The sequence below is a fragment of the Vibrio sp. ArtGut-C1 genome, assembly GCF_002105475.1.
GTDB classification, from domain to species: Bacteria; Pseudomonadota; Gammaproteobacteria; order Enterobacterales; family Vibrionaceae; genus Vibrio; species Vibrio diabolicus.
This window is the reverse complement of sequence record NZ_NCTH01000012.1, coordinates 114,924-133,526: the sequence shown is the minus strand read 5'-3', so window position 1 is coordinate 133,526 and position 18,603 is coordinate 114,924. Positions and strand designations below refer to the sequence as shown.

Annotated in this window: 15 protein-coding genes; 6 read left to right on the top strand and 9 right to left on the bottom strand. The window is 44.4% G+C overall.

Features of this window, described 5'->3' with window-relative positions; genetic code table 11:
* Positions 1-162 precede the first annotated feature (162 nt).
* The 6 genes from B7360_RS12805 to B7360_RS12780 all read right to left on the bottom strand — a co-directional run bounded on the left by B7360_RS12805 (position 163) and on the right by B7360_RS12780 (position 7,155).
* On the bottom strand, positions 163-744 hold the full coding sequence (locus B7360_RS12805; RefSeq protein ID WP_085343670.1) for an ANTAR domain-containing response regulator: 582 nt from the start codon (positions 742-744) through the stop codon (positions 163-165).
* Between the two features lie 73 nt (positions 745-817).
* A complete protein-coding gene (locus B7360_RS12800) occupies positions 818-1,735 on the bottom strand; it encodes a dienelactone hydrolase family protein (RefSeq protein ID WP_085343669.1) in 918 nt (305 codons plus the stop codon).
* A gap of 170 nt (positions 1,736-1,905) precedes the next feature.
* Entirely contained in the window at positions 1,906-2,859 is a 954-nt protein-coding gene (locus tag B7360_RS12795; protein WP_085343668.1) for a glycosyl transferase family protein, read from the bottom strand.
* Positions 2,856-3,761, bottom strand: a complete 906-nt coding sequence (gene cobA / locus B7360_RS12790; protein WP_085343667.1) for a uroporphyrinogen-III C-methyltransferase — start codon at positions 3,759-3,761, stop codon at positions 2,856-2,858. The genes B7360_RS12795 and cobA overlap by 4 nt, the downstream gene beginning before the upstream one ends.
* 20 nt (positions 3,762-3,781) lie before the next feature.
* Positions 3,782-6,427, bottom strand: a complete 2,646-nt coding sequence (locus B7360_RS12785; protein ID WP_085343666.1) for a nitrate reductase — start codon at positions 6,425-6,427, stop codon at positions 3,782-3,784.
* A 293-nt stretch (positions 6,428-6,720) separates the two neighbouring features.
* A complete protein-coding gene (locus tag B7360_RS12780; protein ID WP_085343665.1) occupies positions 6,721-7,155 on the bottom strand; it encodes a GNAT family N-acetyltransferase in 435 nt (144 codons plus the stop codon).
* 381 nt (positions 7,156-7,536) lie between these two features.
* Here B7360_RS12780 and B7360_RS12775 point away from each other — a divergent pair, with 381 nt between their 5' ends.
* From B7360_RS12775 to B7360_RS12755, 5 genes are all read left to right on the top strand, one after another.
* Positions 7,537-8,793 carry an aromatic amino acid transport family protein gene (locus tag B7360_RS12775; RefSeq protein ID WP_047009261.1) on the top strand — a complete coding sequence of 419 codons (1,257 nt, stop codon included), beginning with the start codon at positions 7,537-7,539 and terminating at the stop codon, positions 8,791-8,793.
* 616 nt (positions 8,794-9,409) lie between these two features.
* Positions 9,410-11,323, top strand: coding sequence for a tetratricopeptide repeat-containing diguanylate cyclase (locus B7360_RS12770; protein ID WP_085343664.1), 1,914 nt, complete (start codon positions 9,410-9,412; stop codon positions 11,321-11,323).
* A gap of 7 nt (positions 11,324-11,330) precedes the next feature.
* Positions 11,331-11,672 (top strand): hypothetical protein, encoded by a 342-nt coding sequence (locus B7360_RS12765; protein ID WP_012842508.1) that lies wholly within the window; start codon positions 11,331-11,333, stop codon positions 11,670-11,672.
* Between the two features lie 249 nt (positions 11,673-11,921).
* Complete coding sequence (locus tag B7360_RS12760) at positions 11,922-13,700, top strand: S8 family peptidase (RefSeq protein ID WP_085343663.1); 1,779 nt, start codon at positions 11,922-11,924, stop codon at positions 13,698-13,700.
* Between the two features lie 12 nt (positions 13,701-13,712).
* Complete coding sequence (locus tag B7360_RS12755) at positions 13,713-14,168, top strand: hypothetical protein (protein WP_085343662.1); 456 nt, start codon at positions 13,713-13,715, stop codon at positions 14,166-14,168.
* A 147-nt stretch (positions 14,169-14,315) separates the two neighbouring features.
* Here the strand turns inward: B7360_RS12755 and B7360_RS12750 are convergent, their stop codons facing one another.
* The 3 genes from B7360_RS12750 to B7360_RS12740 all read right to left on the bottom strand — a co-directional run bounded on the left by B7360_RS12750 (position 14,316) and on the right by B7360_RS12740 (position 17,215).
* Entirely contained in the window at positions 14,316-15,245 is a 930-nt protein-coding gene (locus B7360_RS12750) for an SRPBCC family protein (protein WP_085343661.1), read from the bottom strand.
* A gap of 88 nt (positions 15,246-15,333) precedes the next feature.
* Positions 15,334-16,575: a HAMP domain-containing sensor histidine kinase gene (locus B7360_RS12745; RefSeq protein ID WP_085343660.1), complete on the bottom strand. Its 1,242-nt coding sequence runs from the start codon at positions 16,573-16,575 to the stop codon at positions 15,334-15,336.
* Positions 16,547-17,215, bottom strand: a complete 669-nt coding sequence (locus tag B7360_RS12740) for a response regulator transcription factor (RefSeq protein WP_074189697.1) — start codon at positions 17,213-17,215, stop codon at positions 16,547-16,549. The genes B7360_RS12745 and B7360_RS12740 overlap by 29 nt, the downstream gene beginning before the upstream one ends.
* A gap of 90 nt (positions 17,216-17,305) precedes the next feature.
* On the opposite strand from B7360_RS12740, the gene B7360_RS12735 reads away from it, so the two are divergent.
* Positions 17,306-18,505: a DUF5666 domain-containing protein gene (locus B7360_RS12735; protein ID WP_085343659.1), complete on the top strand. Its 1,200-nt coding sequence runs from the start codon at positions 17,306-17,308 to the stop codon at positions 18,503-18,505.
* The last annotated feature ends 98 nt before the right edge of the window (positions 18,506-18,603 follow it).

Genomic DNA, 18,603 nt, shown 5'->3' with positions numbered 1-18,603 from the left:
TAAACCCGTTTTAACTAATCCAAGTACTGTGCCAACTTATTTTCTACTTTAAATACAGCACATTAGAGTCTACCCTCGTAACCAAGCAACTGTTTTTGCTTGCTGTTAGTGCAACACGCACCACGTTAGAAAATGCACTCTAACCCCAAAGTGGTAGAGCAACTAATCAAGCACCTCCAAAGTAGTTATCAAATTCTTGGCAACTTGTGCGAGCGTTTGGCTCGATTGCATGGCTGAATTTCTAAGTGCTTTATAAGCCTGTTCTTCATCAACGCTGTGCATCTTCATCAGCAGACCTTTGGCTTTTTCCACCAGCTTGCGCTCTTCAATCTTATGGGTCAGCGATTCAATTTCCGATTGCATACTTTCGAATTTCGCTCTCACTAGTGTCGCATGTTCAATCCAAGGCTGAAGCGCAAACTCACTATCGTGCGGCATGAGCACATAGTCCATTTTTTCTGATAACCGATTGATATCATTAGATGATAACTGCTTTAAGACGATAAGAAGTGGTGCCGATTTTCTGCGGCAGAAATCGACAATCAAACGCAGTTCCGCCGTCGGCTGCTGCCATCCAACAACAACGCGTGCCGATGGTTCTCGCTGCATCAAAGTTTCTAGTTGTGCCAATTGGCAGCCAACGATGTTGTCGTAATCTTTGCTCAACAAGCCGGACAGTCGAGCCTGCTCTTGGAGGCTATCACAGCATACTATGATGGGTGTTTTTGACGTTGATTGAGTCATGCACATTCCTTGTTTATATCTCACTCACTAAGAGAGACATAACAAGGAATGTGCCAATTAAAGTTGAAGCGTTTTAACTAGAGGCGAGATGTTCTTTGAAGAAACCTAGTGTGCGTTCCCACGCGAGCGCCGCTTCTTCTGGTGCGTAGCGAGCCGTTGAGTCGTTATGGAAGCCATGGTTGACGTTTTCATACATTAACGCCTGATATTGCGCATCGTTCGCGATCAATTGCTGCTCATAGGCAGGCCATGTGTCGTTGACGCGCTTATCGAGCCCTGCGAAGTGAATCATCAACGGCCCTTTGACCTGCTTTTGAATCTCTTGCGCCGCCGGTGTTCCGTAGAAAGGCACACCTGCATCCAGCTCTTCTGGCATTACCGCTGCAAGCATATTAACGATGTATCCACCGAAACAGAACCCAACAGCGCCTAATTTACCGTTCCCACCCTCGTAGTGTTTAATGAAATTAGCAGCAGCAATAAAATCTTGTTCGATCTTGGCTCTGTCCATCTCTTTCTGCATGGCGCGACCTTCATCATCGTTCCCCGGATAGCCACCGAGTGGATAAAGCGCGTCAGGAGCGAAAGCAATAAAGCCGTCTTTCGCGAGTCGTCTGGCGACATCTTTGATGTATGGGTTTAGACCTCGATTTTCATGAATCACCAACACTGTCGGCGATTTTAAGGTCTTCTTTTGTGGCACAACCAAATAGCCGCGACCTTCCCCATGTCCATTGGGCGAAGCAAAGGTTTCATAGGTTGCTTTGATCTCAGGATCATTAAAGGAAACTTGCTCTGCGAGTGCATAATTTGGAGTCAGAGCATCAACCAGGGCCGTCATACTACAACCTAAAACAGCGAGGCCACCAAGACGGTTGAGAAACTCTCGACGAGAGATTTTGCCATGTGCGTATTCGTCATACCAATCGAAAGCTTCTTGTGGAATGGGATGTGACGCCTTGTTGTTAGAATTTGAGTGCTTTAGAACCATTATCCTTGTCCTCATTTCTTATCGAAAAGTAAACTCATCAGGCCTCACTGATGTTTGCCCCAATCAGCTGTGAGACACTTCAAGTGATAAATACATCACTGACAAGCTTACACAAACAATAGATAAAGGATTCCGATCCAACAACGTTTCGCGGTTAGCTCGTCACAGGATTAACTGCCACAACAATAGTTTTCCCAATAAGCAAACGCACGTTCAAAGGCCTGTTCCCTATCGTGCACTTGAGCAAAGAGCACAACTGTCATCGTTGCCAAAACCGTATTCGCCATTTGATTCACGTCATCTTCTGACGTCCCAAACGGACAGTTCGTAGGCATTGGCACCTCAGACAGCATTTGCTCCGTCCAGTAGTGCGATGTCACGCCGCTTGTTTGGCTTAACCATACCGTTTGGCTTACTTTCGGGTTGTATTCTGATTCGCCCGATTGCCCTTTGAATGACACAACGGCGTGAGCGGTTTGACCGATTTCATATTCGACTTTTGCATGAAGTTGTTGGAAACCAGGATGGAAGCTACCGCGAATACCAATCGTTGCTTGCCCCGGGTTCAATGCTCGAACCACAGTATTAATCGGCGTTCTCAGCCCATAACGATTCTTCCAACCGATCATGGTTTCTGCTTGAGGAGCAAATGCACTGAGCGGTAGATACACGATGTTTTGTGTTTCTAACACACGCTTTGCGTCTTCTGCTGATTCCGCTTTCGCAATAGCAAATTTGCCGAGGTAGTCTTCGGCGTGTAAACGACCAGATTGGCAGTCGTGATAGCCATGCATCAGCACTTTATGACCATTGTCGGCAAGGATCTTCGCTGCTAACAGGTGCCAAGGCTGACCTGCCGCTTCACGTTTGCCTGCGTAACATGGCCAGTCGATGTCTGCACCAATAGCAGGCATGCGGGATTGGAATGCTTTCACAAAGCCAGCGATTTCTTGTTGAGTCTCGTTTTGTACGCGGATCAGCATCAATAACATCGCCATCTGATCATCGCCGCACTCACCGTTTAGGTATTCATCCATAACTCGAAACGCTTGGTCAAAGTTCAGTGGTTTTCTACCACGTTCGCCACGACCGACTGTTCTGATACACTCCAAAATGCTGCTCATATTCCCTCGTATTCCGTCACTGACTGTACGGTTTCTATTAGTTGTTCGCGCAGTTTGACAACTTCTCCCATCACAATCAATGCTGGGCTCACGCCTTTAAGTGTAATCGATAACTCATTGAGCTGATTGAGTTGGGTAACATGAACTTGTTGCTGAGGGCTGCAACCATGAGTGATGACCGCAACAGGGAAATCTTGGTTCAAACCAGCGCCGACTAAACCGATTTGTATGTCTGCCGATTTTTCTAATCCCATATAGAAGACTAACGTTTGTCCGCTTTGCATCAATTGGCTCCACGCTTCAAATGCGCCTGTTACCACTTGCCCTGTAACAAAGGTAACGCTGCGAGCAACGCCGCGATGAGTCAGCGGAATCAAGCTGTTTGCGGAACACCCAATCGCAGCAGTAATACCCGGTATGACTTCGTAAGCGATAGAGTGTTTGACGAGCGCTAATGCTTCTTCGCCTCCACGACCAAATACAAAAGGATCTCCCCCTTTTAAGCGCACAACTCGCTTTCCTTGCTGAGCGAGCGACACCAACAAATCACAGATTTCTTCCTGACCAATACTAGGTTGTCCGCATCGTTTGCCCACGTAAATCCAATCGGCTTGTGGCGAGGCCAACTCCAAAATATCTTTGTTTACCAGACGGTCGTACAACAGCACCTCTGCCGACATAATCGCTTTCACTGCCTTCACGGTTAACAAGTCTGGGTCGTGCGGTCCTGCTCCGACAATAGAGACAAAACCTTTGTGGTTCGCATCTAGATCTTCGGAGTGATTTTCTAAAAGTTGGTTCAGTTTGCTTGCTTGGTCATGCTTAGAAAAGCGAGACGAGCGTTCTTGACTCTGGTCCGCTTGTCCTTTCTTAAACCAAGACTTTTGATAAGGCGCTTCCATGTGCTTATCCTCTTTATGACTTACTTTATTTGAATCGCCAGACTTTGCTGGTTCGCTTGCAGTTTGCCCTTTTGATGCAGATGGCTGTCGAGCATTTGTTTGATTTGAGAAACGCACGAACCACAGTTGGTACCGCATTTGAGTTTGTTTTGAAGTTGGGTCAGTGAAGTGCAGTCTTGTTTCTCCATCGCGTCATGTATCTGTTTATCAGTAACACGGAAACAACTACAGACCAGTTTGGCACTGCTTTGCGATTGAGTGATGGTAAGCAGTTGCGATAGCTCCATCGGCTTACCAATCAAGCCGGTAAAGTTGGTGTAGTCGGTTTTAATCGGTTCACTAGACACCACCAAAACAGAACGAATGATACGAACGTCTCCAACAAGGTCGTAATCCACCGCTAGCCAACCTAGGGCAATATCTATCGTAATCCTGCGACTCTTTTCCGTTCGACAAAAACTCTGCTTTTTTGGTCGTTTATCGTGTGCAAAGCGCCAGATGCCCAAATTACTTTCTGCTTGAAATGCGCTGTAGAGAAACTTGCCAGAATCAAACTGTGTACCGATAAACATACCGTAGGTTTTTACCGCCGCGTCTTGCACTTCAACATAAGACGACTTAAACGCAGGCTGCCCAGAAATAGGGTCTTTTACGCTGTTTACTATCGCGTTAACACTGCTTTCACCTCCATATCGACCAGCCCAGTGCATTGACATAAACAGCTCCTGAAACCCCAAACCTTCATCAATGGCAACTTTGGCATAAATACCAGTGTTTGAAGTAGGCTGGAACAGCTTGATGAGCTGTCCGGCTTTTAAGCGATTTTGAGTGGCGGAGAGTGTGTTCATGTACACGGTTGGCTCTAACTCAGAGGCGGCAAGGTGTGCGATATGCCCTGTACGCGTCATGGTATGCCATTGGTCGCGTTGTCTACCCGTATTGAGCCACCAGCCTTTTGCTCTCTCTAAGCGTTGAGGCAATTCACTGGTCACGACAAAACGCGCTTTACCATCTGGGTGCGAATAGATTCCATCAGCAAAAGGGCGCTCTCCTCCCCATTGTGTCGGCACCCACTCTTCGTATTCTTGCTCGGTTAAGTTCGCGTGTTGAGACAGGTCGAGCTTCAATGGCGAATCTGCATTCATACCTGTCATCGCCGCATATTCCCTGAATACCGCATGTTCTGAGGTAAATGCAAAACCATTCTGGGCCTTCTCTAGTTCACACAAAGCTTGCCCGACTTGGCTTATCGCCCACCAATCTGGTTTTACTTCACCAGGTGGTATTTGAAACTGACGTTGACGAGACATTCTACGTTCAGAGTTAGTCACCATGCCTTGCTTTTCACCCCAACCAGCCGCTGGCAATAAAACATCTGCATATTTAGCAACGTCCGACTCCGCGGTAATATCAGACACAATCACAAAAGGACAAGCCTCTAACGCGCGCTTAACCATCTGATTATCAGGCAAAGAAACCACGGGATTGGTTGCCATGATCCACAGAACTTTAATCTCACCACGTTCTACCGCCTCAAACAGCTCGACGGCTTTTAATCCAGGCTTAGTGGCAATTTCGGGTGAATCCCAAAACGCTTGGACTTGCTTTATAGAGTCTGCGTCAAAAGCGCGATGAACCGCTAGTTGGTTTGCCAAACCACCGACTTCTCGCCCACCCATCGCATTCGGCTGACCTGTAATAGAAAACGGCCCACAACCTGACTTAGCAATTTTACCTGTCGCCAAGTGTGCATTAATGATTGCATTGCCTTTATCGACACCATTTTCGGCTTGGTTAACCCCTTGGCAAAACAGCGTGATTGCGGTTGGGCTTTGTGCGAACCATTGGAAGAATGTCGTGAGTTTTTCTTCTGAAATACCAATGGAAGACGTTAAATTAGTGACATCGTAACGCAAATCAGAAACTTCTTCTGCAAGCGCATCAAACCCGTCGGTATGGGAATTTATGTATTCAGAATCAATACATTGCTGCTCGATAAGAAACTTGAGCAGCCCATTAAAAAGTGACACATCCCCATCGTTTTTAATCGGTAGATGCAAATCCGCTTGCTGCGCTGTGACCGTTTCACGCGGGTCAATGACCACCAGCTTGAGGTTAGGATTGTTTTCTCTCGCTTGTTGAATACGTCGAAATAGAACAGGGTGCGTCCAAGCGGTATTCGCACCGCAAATGATCAATAGTTCAGTATTATCAATGTCGTCGTAATTGACTGGAACGACATCTTCGCCAAATGCGCGCACGTGAGCAGCAACCGCAGAAGACATGCATAAACGGGAATTGGTATCGATGTTCGCGCTACCCACATAACCTTTCATGAGTTTGTTGGCGACGTAATAGTCTTCCGTCAACAACTGGCCTGACACGTACATAGCGACGGAATCCGGTCCAAACTCTGCTTTCGCTTGATGGATCTCTTGTGCAATTAAGTCTGTGATCACCTGCCATGATACTTCTTTTTCCCTTAGCTTGGGGTAGAGCAATCTTGAAGGCATTTGTAAGCTTTCTGCTAATGCGACACCCTTTACACACAGTGAACCGGAATTGGCCGGATGAAGCGCATCTCCAATAATCTTGTTATTGCTGATTTCAATTCCGCAGCCTACTCCGCAATACGGACAAGTTGTCTTTCTACACCCTTGTGACATAACGCCTCCTGCGCGACTAATCCTAAATTACAGGCAAAAAAAAAGCCTCTCCCGAATCGAGAGAGGCAGCAATGCCTTTAACGCTGTTAGTACATTTTCAAAAGTAATACCCTATCCCGCTCTCGCCTGCTATAGAGAGCGGCGCATCGAGTTAACGATGAACATTTATCTCAAAGCAAACGAGGTGCCAAGATTGAAAATCATTAATTTACAAAACGTTAGAATGTAAACAACTATTGCAAAGTAATACCGCGCACTGATTGAGTGCAAGTTTCGTTCATTATCGTGCAGGGTTACTTTACTAATTCCATGACCAATCTAGACTCTTCGTCACCGAAATAATGCGCTTCTTCTTTTAATACTTTGAAGCCAAGGGAGAGGTACAAAGACAATGCAGGCTGATTATTCGGATCGACCGTCAACTTCACACTTGAGCCCAACTTCAGCGGCGCGATGGCACTTTCAATCAGAGAACGCGCAATACCCTTACCACGATGTTGAGTATCGACAGCCAGTGACATGATCCAATATTGCTGCGCATTTGTGCTTGTCGTCAGCAAAATATACCCTGCGACTTGCTTCCCCTCTTTCGCTACTAGTAAGCTTTCCCCCCAACAATCAAAAGCTTGCCGAAAGAAAAATTGAGGATAGGCATGTTCTCCAAATAAAGTATTTTCAAGCGTATACACAGCCAATAAGTCGTCTTTATGTGCAGACAGAATGTCCATTCAATGATTCCTCCTTTAACATTTGTGGCGGCAGTATATACCTAAAGCTCATCTAAATGCAGGACTCATAGACCTGCCACTTGCTAGCCCTCCAATATGCACCATGGCTCATTAAGTAAGAGCAAGCTTCTTTAGCATATACATCCATGATTAAGTTTTAACCACGAAATCAAAAACCACCCATTAGTAAAAATTTGAAATATAACACCAATTTATTGCTTAAGTTTTAGATTAAAATTCTAGTTTTTAAAAAAATTCATAGTTTGATAAGTTACAACCACCCCTTATCTTCAGCATGATTCACCACACTTCCGATGTGATAACAAACACCAAAACCTATACCATTCTCCGCATTATTATTTTTATAAAAGCGAGTTTTAAGTGAAAGAATCTCGAAATGCGTTAAATTCCAGTGAATTAAACACAACAACATCTTGGTCAAAACACGACACACATTGGGTCCTTAGTCTGTTTGGAACAGCCGTTGGTGCAGGCATTCTATTTCTGCCGATCAACCTTGGTATTGGCGGGTTTTGGCCGTTAGTCGCAATGGCTGTGCTTGCTTTCCCAATGACTTATCTTGCCCACCGTGGTTTAGCTCGCTTTGTACTGTCTTCCAAGATCAAAAATGCAGACTTTACTGATGTAGTAGAAGAGCACTTTGGCGCAAAAGCGGGTCGCTCTATTTCACTGCTGTATTTTCTTTCGATCTTCCCGATCCTGTTAATTTACGGTGTCGGTATTACCAATACCGTAGACAGTTTTATGGTTAACCAAGCTGATATGGCTTCTTTGCCTCGCCCTCTGCTTTCAGGTGCACTAGTGTTTGCATTAATTGCCATTATGATGGCGGGCGAAAAAGTCATGCTACGGGCTTTTGCCATTATGGTTTACCCATTAGTGGCTATTCTTGCCTTTCTTTCATTTTACTTGATACCAAACTGGACCATGCCAATCATGGACGCCCCTGAAGCGTCTGCTTTTGCTAGCACTATGTGGTTAGCGGTTCCTGTGGTTATTTTCTCGTTTAGTCACGCAGCTGCGATTTCAAGCTTTGCAAATGTGCAACGTCGCCATTATGGCGATCAAGCGGATGCGAAATCCGAAGTAATTCTTCGACGCACTAGCATCATGTTAATTGCGTTTGTGCTTATTTTTGTCTTTTCGTGTGTATTAGCGCTGTCACCAGAGCAATTGGCTCAAGCTAAAGAACAAAACGTGTCGGTGCTGTCTTATTTAGCCAATGCAACAGACAACCCATTTATCGCAACGCTTGGTCCTTTGGTGGCTTTTGTTGCTATCACTTCCTCTTTTCTTGGGCACTTTTTAGGTGCACGCGAAAGCTTAAATGGTTTAATTACCAAACACTCTAAACTGTCTGAAAAGCGGGTTGATCGTATCAGCGTTGCAGTACTTTTCTTTTCAATCTGGGCAGCAGCGATCATGAACCCAAGCATTCTTGGTATGATGGAAGCGTTGTCAGGGCCTGTTATCGCGATGATCTTATTTATTATGCCAATGTTAGCGGTATACAAAATCGATGCATTGAAACAATATCGTGGAAATGGCTCAACTTACTTTGTTTTAACTGCGGGCATTGTAGCGGTAAGTGCATTGATTTTTAGCTTCTTCAGCTAAAAAGTAGTTATTAGGTTGGATTTTCAGGGGAATACCTTATACGAGATTAAGGTGATTCCCTGAATTTTCTTACTCTTAAGCGGGTAACCATCGTTACCATTGACTCTTAAATAAGAGCAAAAACGCCCGCAATCATAAGTACTGAAGCGATACAAGTGCGGCCAATAATACCGAAGTGTGAAGGTTGAATCATTTCATTATGCATAGTTAATCTCCTGTTTATTATAAAAGCCATTTTTTATTGGCTTAATAACACTATGTCTAATATCGAGTTTTTTAACAACCCATACAAACATTAAATATTTATGACAGAAAGATAATTTTTTAGCGAATCAGCCATCTTTCGAGATGCGAATCGCACCGACTAAATGATGAAACTTACACCACTAACAATGTTCGACACACTAGATTCTTCGCACTGTTTATCTTGTCGTTAAATCAATCTTTCCATTTTTGAACAGATTTATCATTATAAATCATAATATTAGCCTCACCTTTCGCGAAACTTTCTTCACAAGCCGTTTATAACTCGGAATCCATCCGCACTTAGCCAATAAGAAGTGATAGACTTACCTAGTATTAGGGTTAAACGAGATCACATTTTATTAATAAGCTCATGCACTTTCCGATTAAAACGCTAACTTGCGCGCTGTTCTCAGTACTTGGATTCTTCTTCCATCCAACCCATGTACTTGCCAACACAGAAAAACAGGGCTATCTGGAAGAACACATTTCTCCTCAAAGCAGCTCCATGCTCAATCTCTATTTTCGTTCAATGGGTAAGCCGCGCTCAATTGAAGAAGATGAATTAGTTGCGCCACAGAATGCGTCAGCGGAATCTCTTGCCCTTTATTACTTTGCGCGCCTTTACCTAAAGCGCTACGAAGGCGTTCCGCTGCCCAAAGATATGCCTGATTTAATTGAGTTTGGGACAGAGCATCATTTACCATGGGTAGTCGCTGAAGCACAGCTTAATAAAGCGGTAACCATGATTGAACTAGACGATAATTGGAATGCAGAACTTGTACTCCATGACATCATCGCTGAAGCCCGCGATCTCGGCTACTTAGCGCTAGAAGGAAGAGCATATCGCTGGCTAGGGAACTTAGAGGTTTCACGGAATCAACTACGTAGCGGACTCAAGTATTACCGAACCGCCTATGAGTTGTTAGAGAGAACCGTATTTGAAATGCAAGTTGCCATGACGCTGAATAACATCGGTACCGTCTATATCGATGCATCCGATTGGGCTCGCGCCAGTAGCTACCTTACGCAAGCACTCGATACCTATTTAAACAGCAAATATCAATATGACAACAGCCTTTTCATTGGGGTTATCTACGCAAACTTAAGTATTGTTCACTTAAGCAGTGGAGATAGCGAAAAGGCAGAACACTATTTTAATGAAGCAATCCGACTCTCAATGCAAACGGGGTCAGACGTCATCAAACACTATTCATTATCCAGCTTCTCACAAATGTTAAGTTCGATAGGGAAAATTGATGAAGCGTTGATGGTTGCACAGCGTTGCGTAGCTCTCCCTATCACGGGAAACGTAGAGGCGAAGAAAATGCCTTGTTATGAAGCATATGCAGAAGCATACCTCGCAGATGAACAATACGATAAAGCTATTTCGACAGCTATCAACGTACTTGAGCAAACTAAATCAACCGATGAGCTAGAAATACGACAGCGCATTGATATGCTGTCGGTCCTAGTAAACGCGAATCAAACCCTTAATAATTTTGAAGCGGCTTTTCGTTACTTGACTCAGTTAAGAGAGCTAGAAGCTGAATTTTCTCATCATATTCACGGCGAAGAGATGATTAATATTAAGTTTGACCTCGAAGCTAAGTTAGCTCAGAAAGAACTCAAGCTACTAGAAACGAAAAATGCGTTGCAAGCTTCAGAGCTGCGTTCACAACGCTATAGAGAAATGTTCTACTTTATCGCTATCGCAGCGATTGGTGTCGTTGGCTTTCGTTACGTACTGCGCGTTAGGAGTATTAATAAAGCACTCACTCAAGAAAATACTACCGATCCATTAACTCAACTGCACAACCGTCGCTACCTTCCCATTTGGCTGGATAAAATGGCTCGTAGAAGCCCAGATAGAACGTTTGCCTTAGCCGTATTAGATATCGATCATTTTAAAACGTTTAACGATGAATATGGGCATGATATTGGCGACAAGATGTTAATGCATATTGCCAGGCTATTTAATGAATCGACTCGCTCTGGTGACCTACTCATCCGTTGGGGTGGAGAGGAGTTTGTCTTATTATTTGAAGTAAACAGAACTGAAGATTGCGCTAAATTCTTGGATCGATTGAGATATATCGTGGAAAAAACGCCACTAGTGGTTGACTCTAAGTCATTAAACGCGACAATTTCTCTCGGAGCTGTCGACAGACTGTCCGTAAAAACTATTCAACAAGAATGGGATCAATGGTTTTTCTTCGCAGATCAAGCTTTGTATGACGCAAAGCAAGCAGGAAGAAATCGCTTCGTTATTCACCCGACGTCATAAGAGCAAAATGAAAAAAATTCTAACCATCGCTATTTTTGCGCCTGCACTTCTCACTGCGTGTAGTAACCATCAAGCCTCTCAACTGGGAATGCGCAGCAGCAGTGTTAACGTATATGCCCAACAAATGAGTAACACTCAGTTGTGCGAGACCCTCTACTACAACCGTGCAACCAACCAAACCAAAGTTGCGATTGGCGCTGAGTTTAACCGACGTGGTTTAAACAAGAAGTGGTGTGATAGTGAGTTCAATAAGCTATACATCAAAAAGTGGATTGATAACGTGTTACCCAAAGAAAAGGCCAAACCGAAGAAACCAATGGCGACAATTCAACCCGCTTCAACTAAGTAATCCTTCCTCTCAAAGCAGACAGTACGACCGTATTTTCTGCTTTTTACTTTTCATGCGTGCGCTATTCGACATTAAAAAACCCTATAGTTTCAGTGAATTAACACTGAATCATGTTGTTCGTCGAACTTTTTATGTAAACAAGTTGTAAATGGTTTTCGTCCTTATTCTTTGTCGTTAGCTTTGTTTATTCCTGTTAGAGGAATATGAAACAGGAGCTAAAAAATTCCAAACAAAGACATGAGGTCAAAAATGGAAATACGCATTAACCGCCTATTTGCTGCTATGTTGGCAGTAGGCATTGCACCTGCCGTCTCGGCGTTTGATCCACTCTATTCTGAACAATGGCACTTAGACAACACAGGGCAAACTGCTTTTGCAGCTAACCCAGCTGTTGCTGGGAACGACCTAAACACCAAGCTCACTCAAGCAATGGGTATTGCGGGTATCGGTATAAAAGTCGCGGTCATTGACTCTGGAGTGCAGATCGATCACCCAGATCTTGCAGGTAATATAGTTACAGGTAGCAGAAACTTCGTCGAAGACTCTTCTTTCCCATTAAGTTATCCGGTTGATACCAATGGTCACGGCACTGCTGTAGCCGGTTTGATCAGCGCAGTCGGCAACAATGGTGAAGGTGGACGCGGTGTTGCTTCTCACTCTTCTCTTATTGGTTTTAACTGGTTAGCCAACCAGACATTAGAAGGCTGGCTAATCTCTCACGGCATGGATCCAGCCACACGCGATGTTCGTGTATTTAACCAAAGCTACGGTTTCAGCCCGATCAACCCAATAACTTTTGATGAAAGCGATCCTCAACTTAAACTTGAAATGGACGTGATAAAAAATGTCAGCGAGAGTAACTCATGGGGACGCGGTGCTGTATTTGTTAAGTCAGCAGGCAATGGTTATCGCTATTTCAATGCGGGAAGATTCTTCGTATTACCAAGTAACTTCTTTGCTGGTGGAGACAACCAAGGCTTGCCGATGCACAACTCCGCTCAGTCTTATGACAACGCCAACTATTTTAATTTAATCACCAGTGCACTACGTGCGGATGGCACGCGAGCGAGTTACTCATCGGTGGGATCTAACGTATGGGTTGCCGCACCAGCAGGTGAATATGGGCAAGACTTCCCTGCCATGGTCACCACCGATTTGATGGGTTGTGAAGAAGGGCAAAATACCAGCGACGGGCTTGGTATCAATGGCTTACACGGCGGTACGGAGCTAGACCCGAACTGTAACTATACCAGTACAATGAACGGAACCTCGTCGGCTGCGCCAAATACGTCCGGTGCCATCGCGGCAATTATGTCCACGAATCATGCACTTTCTGCTCGTGATGTACGTGCTTTACTAGCAGAGACAGCAAAAGTAACGGATAAAACGCATCCAGGCGTACAACTTGAATTTACTAACCACAAAGGTGAACAGGTTAGCTACGAGGCCATTTCTCCTTGGCAGAAAAACGCCGCAGGCGTAGATTTCCATACTTTTTATGGCTTCGGCGCTGTCGATTTGGATGAAGCAATGCAACGTGCTCGCATGACGAATCGTGTTTTACCGCCTCAAGTTATTACGCCCTGGGTTAATAATGCTAAAGAAGTAAGTGTACCCGATGCGAGTCTGGCTGGCGGTTCATCAAGTATCGCTATTGCCGATGATCTGAAGGTAGAATCCGTTCAAGTGAAATTGACATTAGACCACTCTCGCCTGCCCGACTTAGCTATCGAGCTCGTTTCGCCGTCAGGGACTCGTTCCGTTTTGCAAACACCACGTAATGGTCTTGTTGGTCAATCTCTTGACCCAACAATTACTGGCTACAAAGACCAATTAATGTTGTCTAACCAGTTCTATGGCGAAGATGCAAAAGGCGAATGGACATTACGAGCAATCGATACGAATGGCGACGAAGTCTTTTCTTACATTGCATATTTTAACTCTTCAACCATCTATGACGTTCCGATGGCAAACAACGCTCAGCCAGGTGTTATTAAGAACTGGTCGATGCGCATCTTTGGACACTAAGGAGTCAATTACATGAAATACATATCATTTTCTATGCTGGCTCTTTCTATGATGACGACTAGCGCATACGCTGAGCAACAACTCTCTCAACAACCCGCACCTGAACTGTTCGTGCCTTCAGAAGCGGTTGAGATTAATGGCCAAGATTATCGCAAGGTGCAAACGGGTACAGCTAGGAGCCTATCCGAAGAAGTAAAACTTCAAGCCGGTGATGAAGTGTTTAAGAATGCGTTTAGCAATGTATCCAAGGCTACTGGACTGGTTTACATCACGGTAAACAACCCTAACGAAGCGAAAGCGGTCGCCAAAGAGCTAAAGCTGGAAGTTGTCTTCGCAGAGGGAGAGTCTGCGGTGTTAAAAGCATCTCAAGATCAAGACCTACTGAGCATTAGCGACTATCTAAACGCAGACAGCCGGGTAAAAGCGTCTAAAATTGAACTAAACAGCGGTAAGTACCGTGCACAATAATTCTCTAGCAAGAGAAGTTGGCTGATAAAACCATGCCTCGGCAATTGCTGAGGCATTTTTATAGGTGGGTATAGAAACCCTCTTTTTCTTTTGTAGATTACTACGGAACTAGCATGATATTTAAGGGAGCGTATCCGGCAACGCCTGTCATTTCTTAAATAAAATAACTTCGGTTCTTAGTTTATCCTGCGTGGTTTCTTGCGGATTATCTAAGTAGCGCTCAATCCCTAATGGACTGGTTTTGGCTTTCATACCACTCTGACGAACCAAGTTCATCGCTAAAGCCCATGCATTTCCCAAAAACTGATATTCCCCGCGGTGCTCGACGACAAATGTTTCACTCTCAGGTATGGTACCGGAAACCGCTCCCTCTGGCGCAGTTACTGCGTTATCAAGTGGCAAGCAAGTGATAAACTCAAACGTGCCTTTCTGCATATCCATCGACTGGTAATAACAAAATAACTCGCCGTTCACAGATAAGCCCTTGTCATCAACTATCTGCTTTAACTGTTGAACTTGTTCTTCTATTACCGGACCTAATTCTGGAATGGTGGCCTCGCCTTTTATTCCGATGTAGTGAACCTGAGGCAGGGTTCGATTACCAATTTCAACCAAGTCTGAGAGCACTTGCCCGGTTTCAAGTTTGCTTTTGAGCATGCGTAGCCCACGTTGATAATCCATCTCTATCATCGATTTAAACATACTTTTCAAAAAGAACAGATACCAAGGAACGCGTGATTGCATTTGCCATTCGACTAAACAGCCATTTTGTGACGGCGTCACGGCTAGAGTCACCTTTCCATGGCTCTTGATTGGGCGAAAGAAATGCAGCTCCATATCTAATCGATGCTCTTGAGTACTTTCCAGTACAATCGCGCCAGTCCCAATACGCTGACCATTCCATTGATAACCAGCCCCAACGTGGCCCTGCTTATCACTGAATGTCAGCTCGCAGCTTGGTTCAAGAATGATCCATGGTGACCAGCTTGGCCAGTTATTGAAGTTCTTGAGATAGCCAATAATTTCACTTTGATTCTTATTAATTTCAATACTTCGGCTGACCTGATAAGAGAGCATAACGGTTCCTCGAGTTTCCGCTTCACTAACTTCAGTCTAATTCAAATTCCAGTTTTTTCTTGTTTGACTGTGGGTTAGACGCACAAAGCTAGGAACGGAATTCCACTTTCGCACTAAATCGAACACCATCATCGTCCAGTATTAACGCCCATCCCATCCGTTCACATATGCGTTGTACGATAACAAGCCCACAACCGTAGCCGGCGTTGTACGTCTCGTTACCATCGTGACGATTCAGGATCTTAAGAGCATGACCATCCAACTCAATCTCAATATCTCCCACACTATAGCTAAAGGCATTTTTAATCAGATTGTTGATTACAATGGTCACAAAACTCTCTGGTGCATTCACGACACCACTATGTTGTTCGTGCAAAGAGTAATTCGAGTCTTGCTTGGCAAATAAAGGGGCCAGCTCTTCCAGTTGTTTTTGTAAACAAGTAAGAAGCGGATGCTCTCCGTAATGCTGAGGCTCTATTTTCTCTTTACCGAGCAAGAGAAACGCTTCTGTCAGTACGCGCATGTCTTCACAAGCTGACTGCATCCTCGCGATGGCTTTTTGCGCGACTCGAGGTTGATCTGGAATACGCGTTAGAATGTCTGTTGAGCCTTTGATCACCATGATTGGCGTTCTCAACTCATGCGATGCAAAACGACTAAATTCTTGTTCTCGTTTGAAATAGCCCGCGATATCGTTTTTATTATCCAGCAAAGTTTGCTCTATCTGGCGTGTCTCGCTGAACTTGGTTTCAACTTGGAACGCGGGTTGATCCGGTGACATTTGGCTGATTTTGTCTTCGATTTGCGCTAGTGGTCGAGACAATATTCGCACCATATAAATGCCATACCCGACCATAACAAATGAAAATAAGCCACCGAGCAGTAGCGTAAACTGATGCAGCGAGCTTTCGTATTCGTCGAGGTAATCATCGGAGTCATCTTGAAACACAATGTACATAAGCCCCTTCCCTGAGGGGTGTTTCAATACGACAAAGTGTTTGTCTTCTTCACCAAGCAGATATTCGTAAAAACCGGGCGAAGTAAAAGAGAGCAACCAATCCGGTGTCGGTGCTTCACTCCAATATGAGTTGAACTCCAATACGTTTGGCAATGGCGCATCCCAGCCCTGTTTCTCGAAATTCTCACTATAAAGTGCAGCTTCAGTATCAAGCCAGTGATGTAAACTCAGCACTTCAAGTTTGTTTTCTGCCACATAAATCAGCGACCAAAAAAGAGTAAACATCACAAGCGTCATCACCCCAAAACCCCAACGGATCTTGCGATAAATGCTTGGATATTCGTTATGCTTTAAGTCGGTAACCTTGTCCATGAATAGTCTCTAATCGTGATTCTTCAAAACCTTTGTCTAGCGCGGTTCTTAAACCGTAAATATGGCTACGAAGTGCATCACTTCCGGGTGGTTCGTCTCCCCACACACTATCGATCACTTCTGTGCGCGAGACCGCTGCTGGAGCACGTTGGAGGAGCAATTTTAAAATTTTAGTTTGAATTCGACTCAGCTTAATTTCTTTGTCTTTTCTCGTTACTTTTCCTGTACGCGCATCTAAACAAATATCTGCAAATTTGAGCGTTCCGATATCTTGCCTTGGACCGCGATTAGCCAAAGCATGAACACGCAAACTAAGCTCTTCCATCGCAAATGGCTTCATTAAATAGTCATCGCCTCCCGCTTTAAATGCCGCGATTTTGTCATCTAACGTATCTTTTGCGGTTAGGAAGAGGATTGGCGTTCCACAGAGCTGATCTTGTCGAAGTTTCTGTACCGTACTAATGCCATCGAGCTTAGGCATCATGATATCCATGATGATTACATCGTAATGATTATCCTCGATTAACTTCAGTGCGGCCTCACCATGATACGCACAATCGATAATCATGCCTTCAAGCTCAAGATAGTCCGCAATCGTCTCCGAGACATTGTGGTTGTCATCTACAATTAAAATTTTCATAAAAATCACATTTCTTCACGATCTCTTCACGATATGCCCAATAAGATACAGGCAATTTCCTAAACTAGCTCGTAAATTGAGGTTAATACAATGAAAAAACTCGCTCTTATTTCTGTAGTAGGTTTGGCATTGTCTGGTTGTGGTGGTTCAGGTGGTGGCAGCAATAGCGATAGCACACCAACTCAACCAGTAGTGAAACCAAGTGTAGCGATTGGCTCTGTTGAAGCGGTCAACGCTGAAGAAAACACGTTAACCGTCAATGGATATACATACCATGTGTCTGGGGTGGTTTATGGCGATACATCAATGCAATTGGCCGATGTAGAACCCAAAATGATGGTTCAAGTAGGAACAGATGTTCGTAAAGCGTCTGACGATGGCTTCTTAGTAACACTTGAGCCAACCATTACCGGACGTGTTACAGCAATTGATTATGTGAAGAAAACATTTACGGTAAACGGCGTAGATCTGCAGTTTGACGGTTTAAGTGATGATATAGAGATCAACGACTGGGTGATGGTGTCATCCTTGCCGACTGCGGATGCGGGTTATCGAGTGTTGTCTGTGGTCGAAATCGACGTAGATAACGATTACCCAACTCTTGGAAGCTACTACGAACTGGAAGGTCGCATTACTAGTATCGATGAAAATGCTGGCACGTTTAAGCTTGGTACAAATATAACCGTATCTTACGACAACATTAGCCAACTTAGCACCGGCCAATGGGTGGAAGTAGAAGGTGAAATGCAAAACGGCGTCTTCATGGCAAATGAGGTAGAAGTTGAAGGCTACGACGTCATAAGCAATGACAGCGATGTGGAAGGCATCGTGACTTGGGTTGCAAATGATTACAGTGAGTTTTCATTAAACTACCGAGGTGCATTCTTCATCGATAACGCAACACGATTTGAAGACGGCAGCAAAGCGAACCTAAAACAAGGCCAAGAAGTGGAAGTAACGTCTGTCATGAAAAATGGCAAACGCATCGCTACCGTTATTGAGTTTGAGCAACCAGACTTTGACGATAACAACCAATGGCAAGGTAAAGAATTTGAATGTGAAGGATACGTATCAAACTACGATGCTGAAGCAAGAACATTTGACATCGAGCGTTGCGAAAACGACGCAGATCAATTGCTAAACAACACTACCGTTGTGATTGATGCACAAACACGCTTCCAAGGCATCGAAGAACTTAACCTAAATGGTGCTCGTGTCGAAGTCGATGGTGTAATCATCAACGACCAAAATATTGCCCGTGAAGTGGAGTTGGACGTTTACGACAACTGATCCCTTCTACGCTAAAGAAAAAGTGTCACTTCGGTGGCACTTTTTTGTTTTTCTATTTTTAAATCCTCTCTCTTCTTTTGGCTTACTTTAGTAGCGAA

What these genes read in the sequence shown, in the direction of transcription:
- B7360_RS12800 (WP_085343669.1), bottom strand. Translation starts at nt 1,735, where the DNA reads ATGGTTCTAAAGCACTCAAATTCTAACAACAAGGCGTCACATCCCATT.
- B7360_RS12765 (WP_012842508.1), top strand. Translation starts at nt 11,331, where the DNA reads ATGAAAAAAATTCTAACCATCGCTATTTTTGCGCCTGCACTTCTCACT.
- B7360_RS12735 (WP_085343659.1), top strand. Translation starts at nt 17,306, where the DNA reads ATGAAAAAACTCGCTCTTATTTCTGTAGTAGGTTTGGCATTGTCTGGT.
- B7360_RS12785 (WP_085343666.1), bottom strand. Translation starts at nt 6,427, where the DNA reads ATGTCACAAGGGTGTAGAAAGACAACTTGTCCGTATTGCGGAGTAGGC.
- B7360_RS12805 (WP_085343670.1), bottom strand. Translation starts at nt 744, where the DNA reads ATGACTCAATCAACGTCAAAAACACCCATCATAGTATGCTGTGATAGC.
- B7360_RS12795 (WP_085343668.1), bottom strand. Translation starts at nt 2,859, where the DNA reads ATGAGCAGCATTTTGGAGTGTATCAGAACAGTCGGTCGTGGCGAACGT.
- B7360_RS12780 (WP_085343665.1), bottom strand. Translation starts at nt 7,155, where the DNA reads ATGGACATTCTGTCTGCACATAAAGACGACTTATTGGCTGTGTATACG.
- B7360_RS12745 (WP_085343660.1), bottom strand. Translation starts at nt 16,575, where the DNA reads ATGGACAAGGTTACCGACTTAAAGCATAACGAATATCCAAGCATTTAT.
- B7360_RS12770 (WP_085343664.1), top strand. Translation starts at nt 9,410, where the DNA reads ATGCACTTTCCGATTAAAACGCTAACTTGCGCGCTGTTCTCAGTACTT.
- B7360_RS12750 (WP_085343661.1), bottom strand. Translation starts at nt 15,245, where the DNA reads ATGCTCTCTTATCAGGTCAGCCGAAGTATTGAAATTAATAAGAATCAA.
- B7360_RS12760 (WP_085343663.1), top strand. Translation starts at nt 11,922, where the DNA reads ATGGAAATACGCATTAACCGCCTATTTGCTGCTATGTTGGCAGTAGGC.
- B7360_RS12755 (WP_085343662.1), top strand. Translation starts at nt 13,713, where the DNA reads ATGAAATACATATCATTTTCTATGCTGGCTCTTTCTATGATGACGACT.
- B7360_RS12740 (WP_074189697.1), bottom strand. Translation starts at nt 17,215, where the DNA reads ATGAAAATTTTAATTGTAGATGACAACCACAATGTCTCGGAGACGATT.
- cobA (WP_085343667.1), bottom strand. Translation starts at nt 3,761, where the DNA reads ATGGAAGCGCCTTATCAAAAGTCTTGGTTTAAGAAAGGACAAGCGGAC.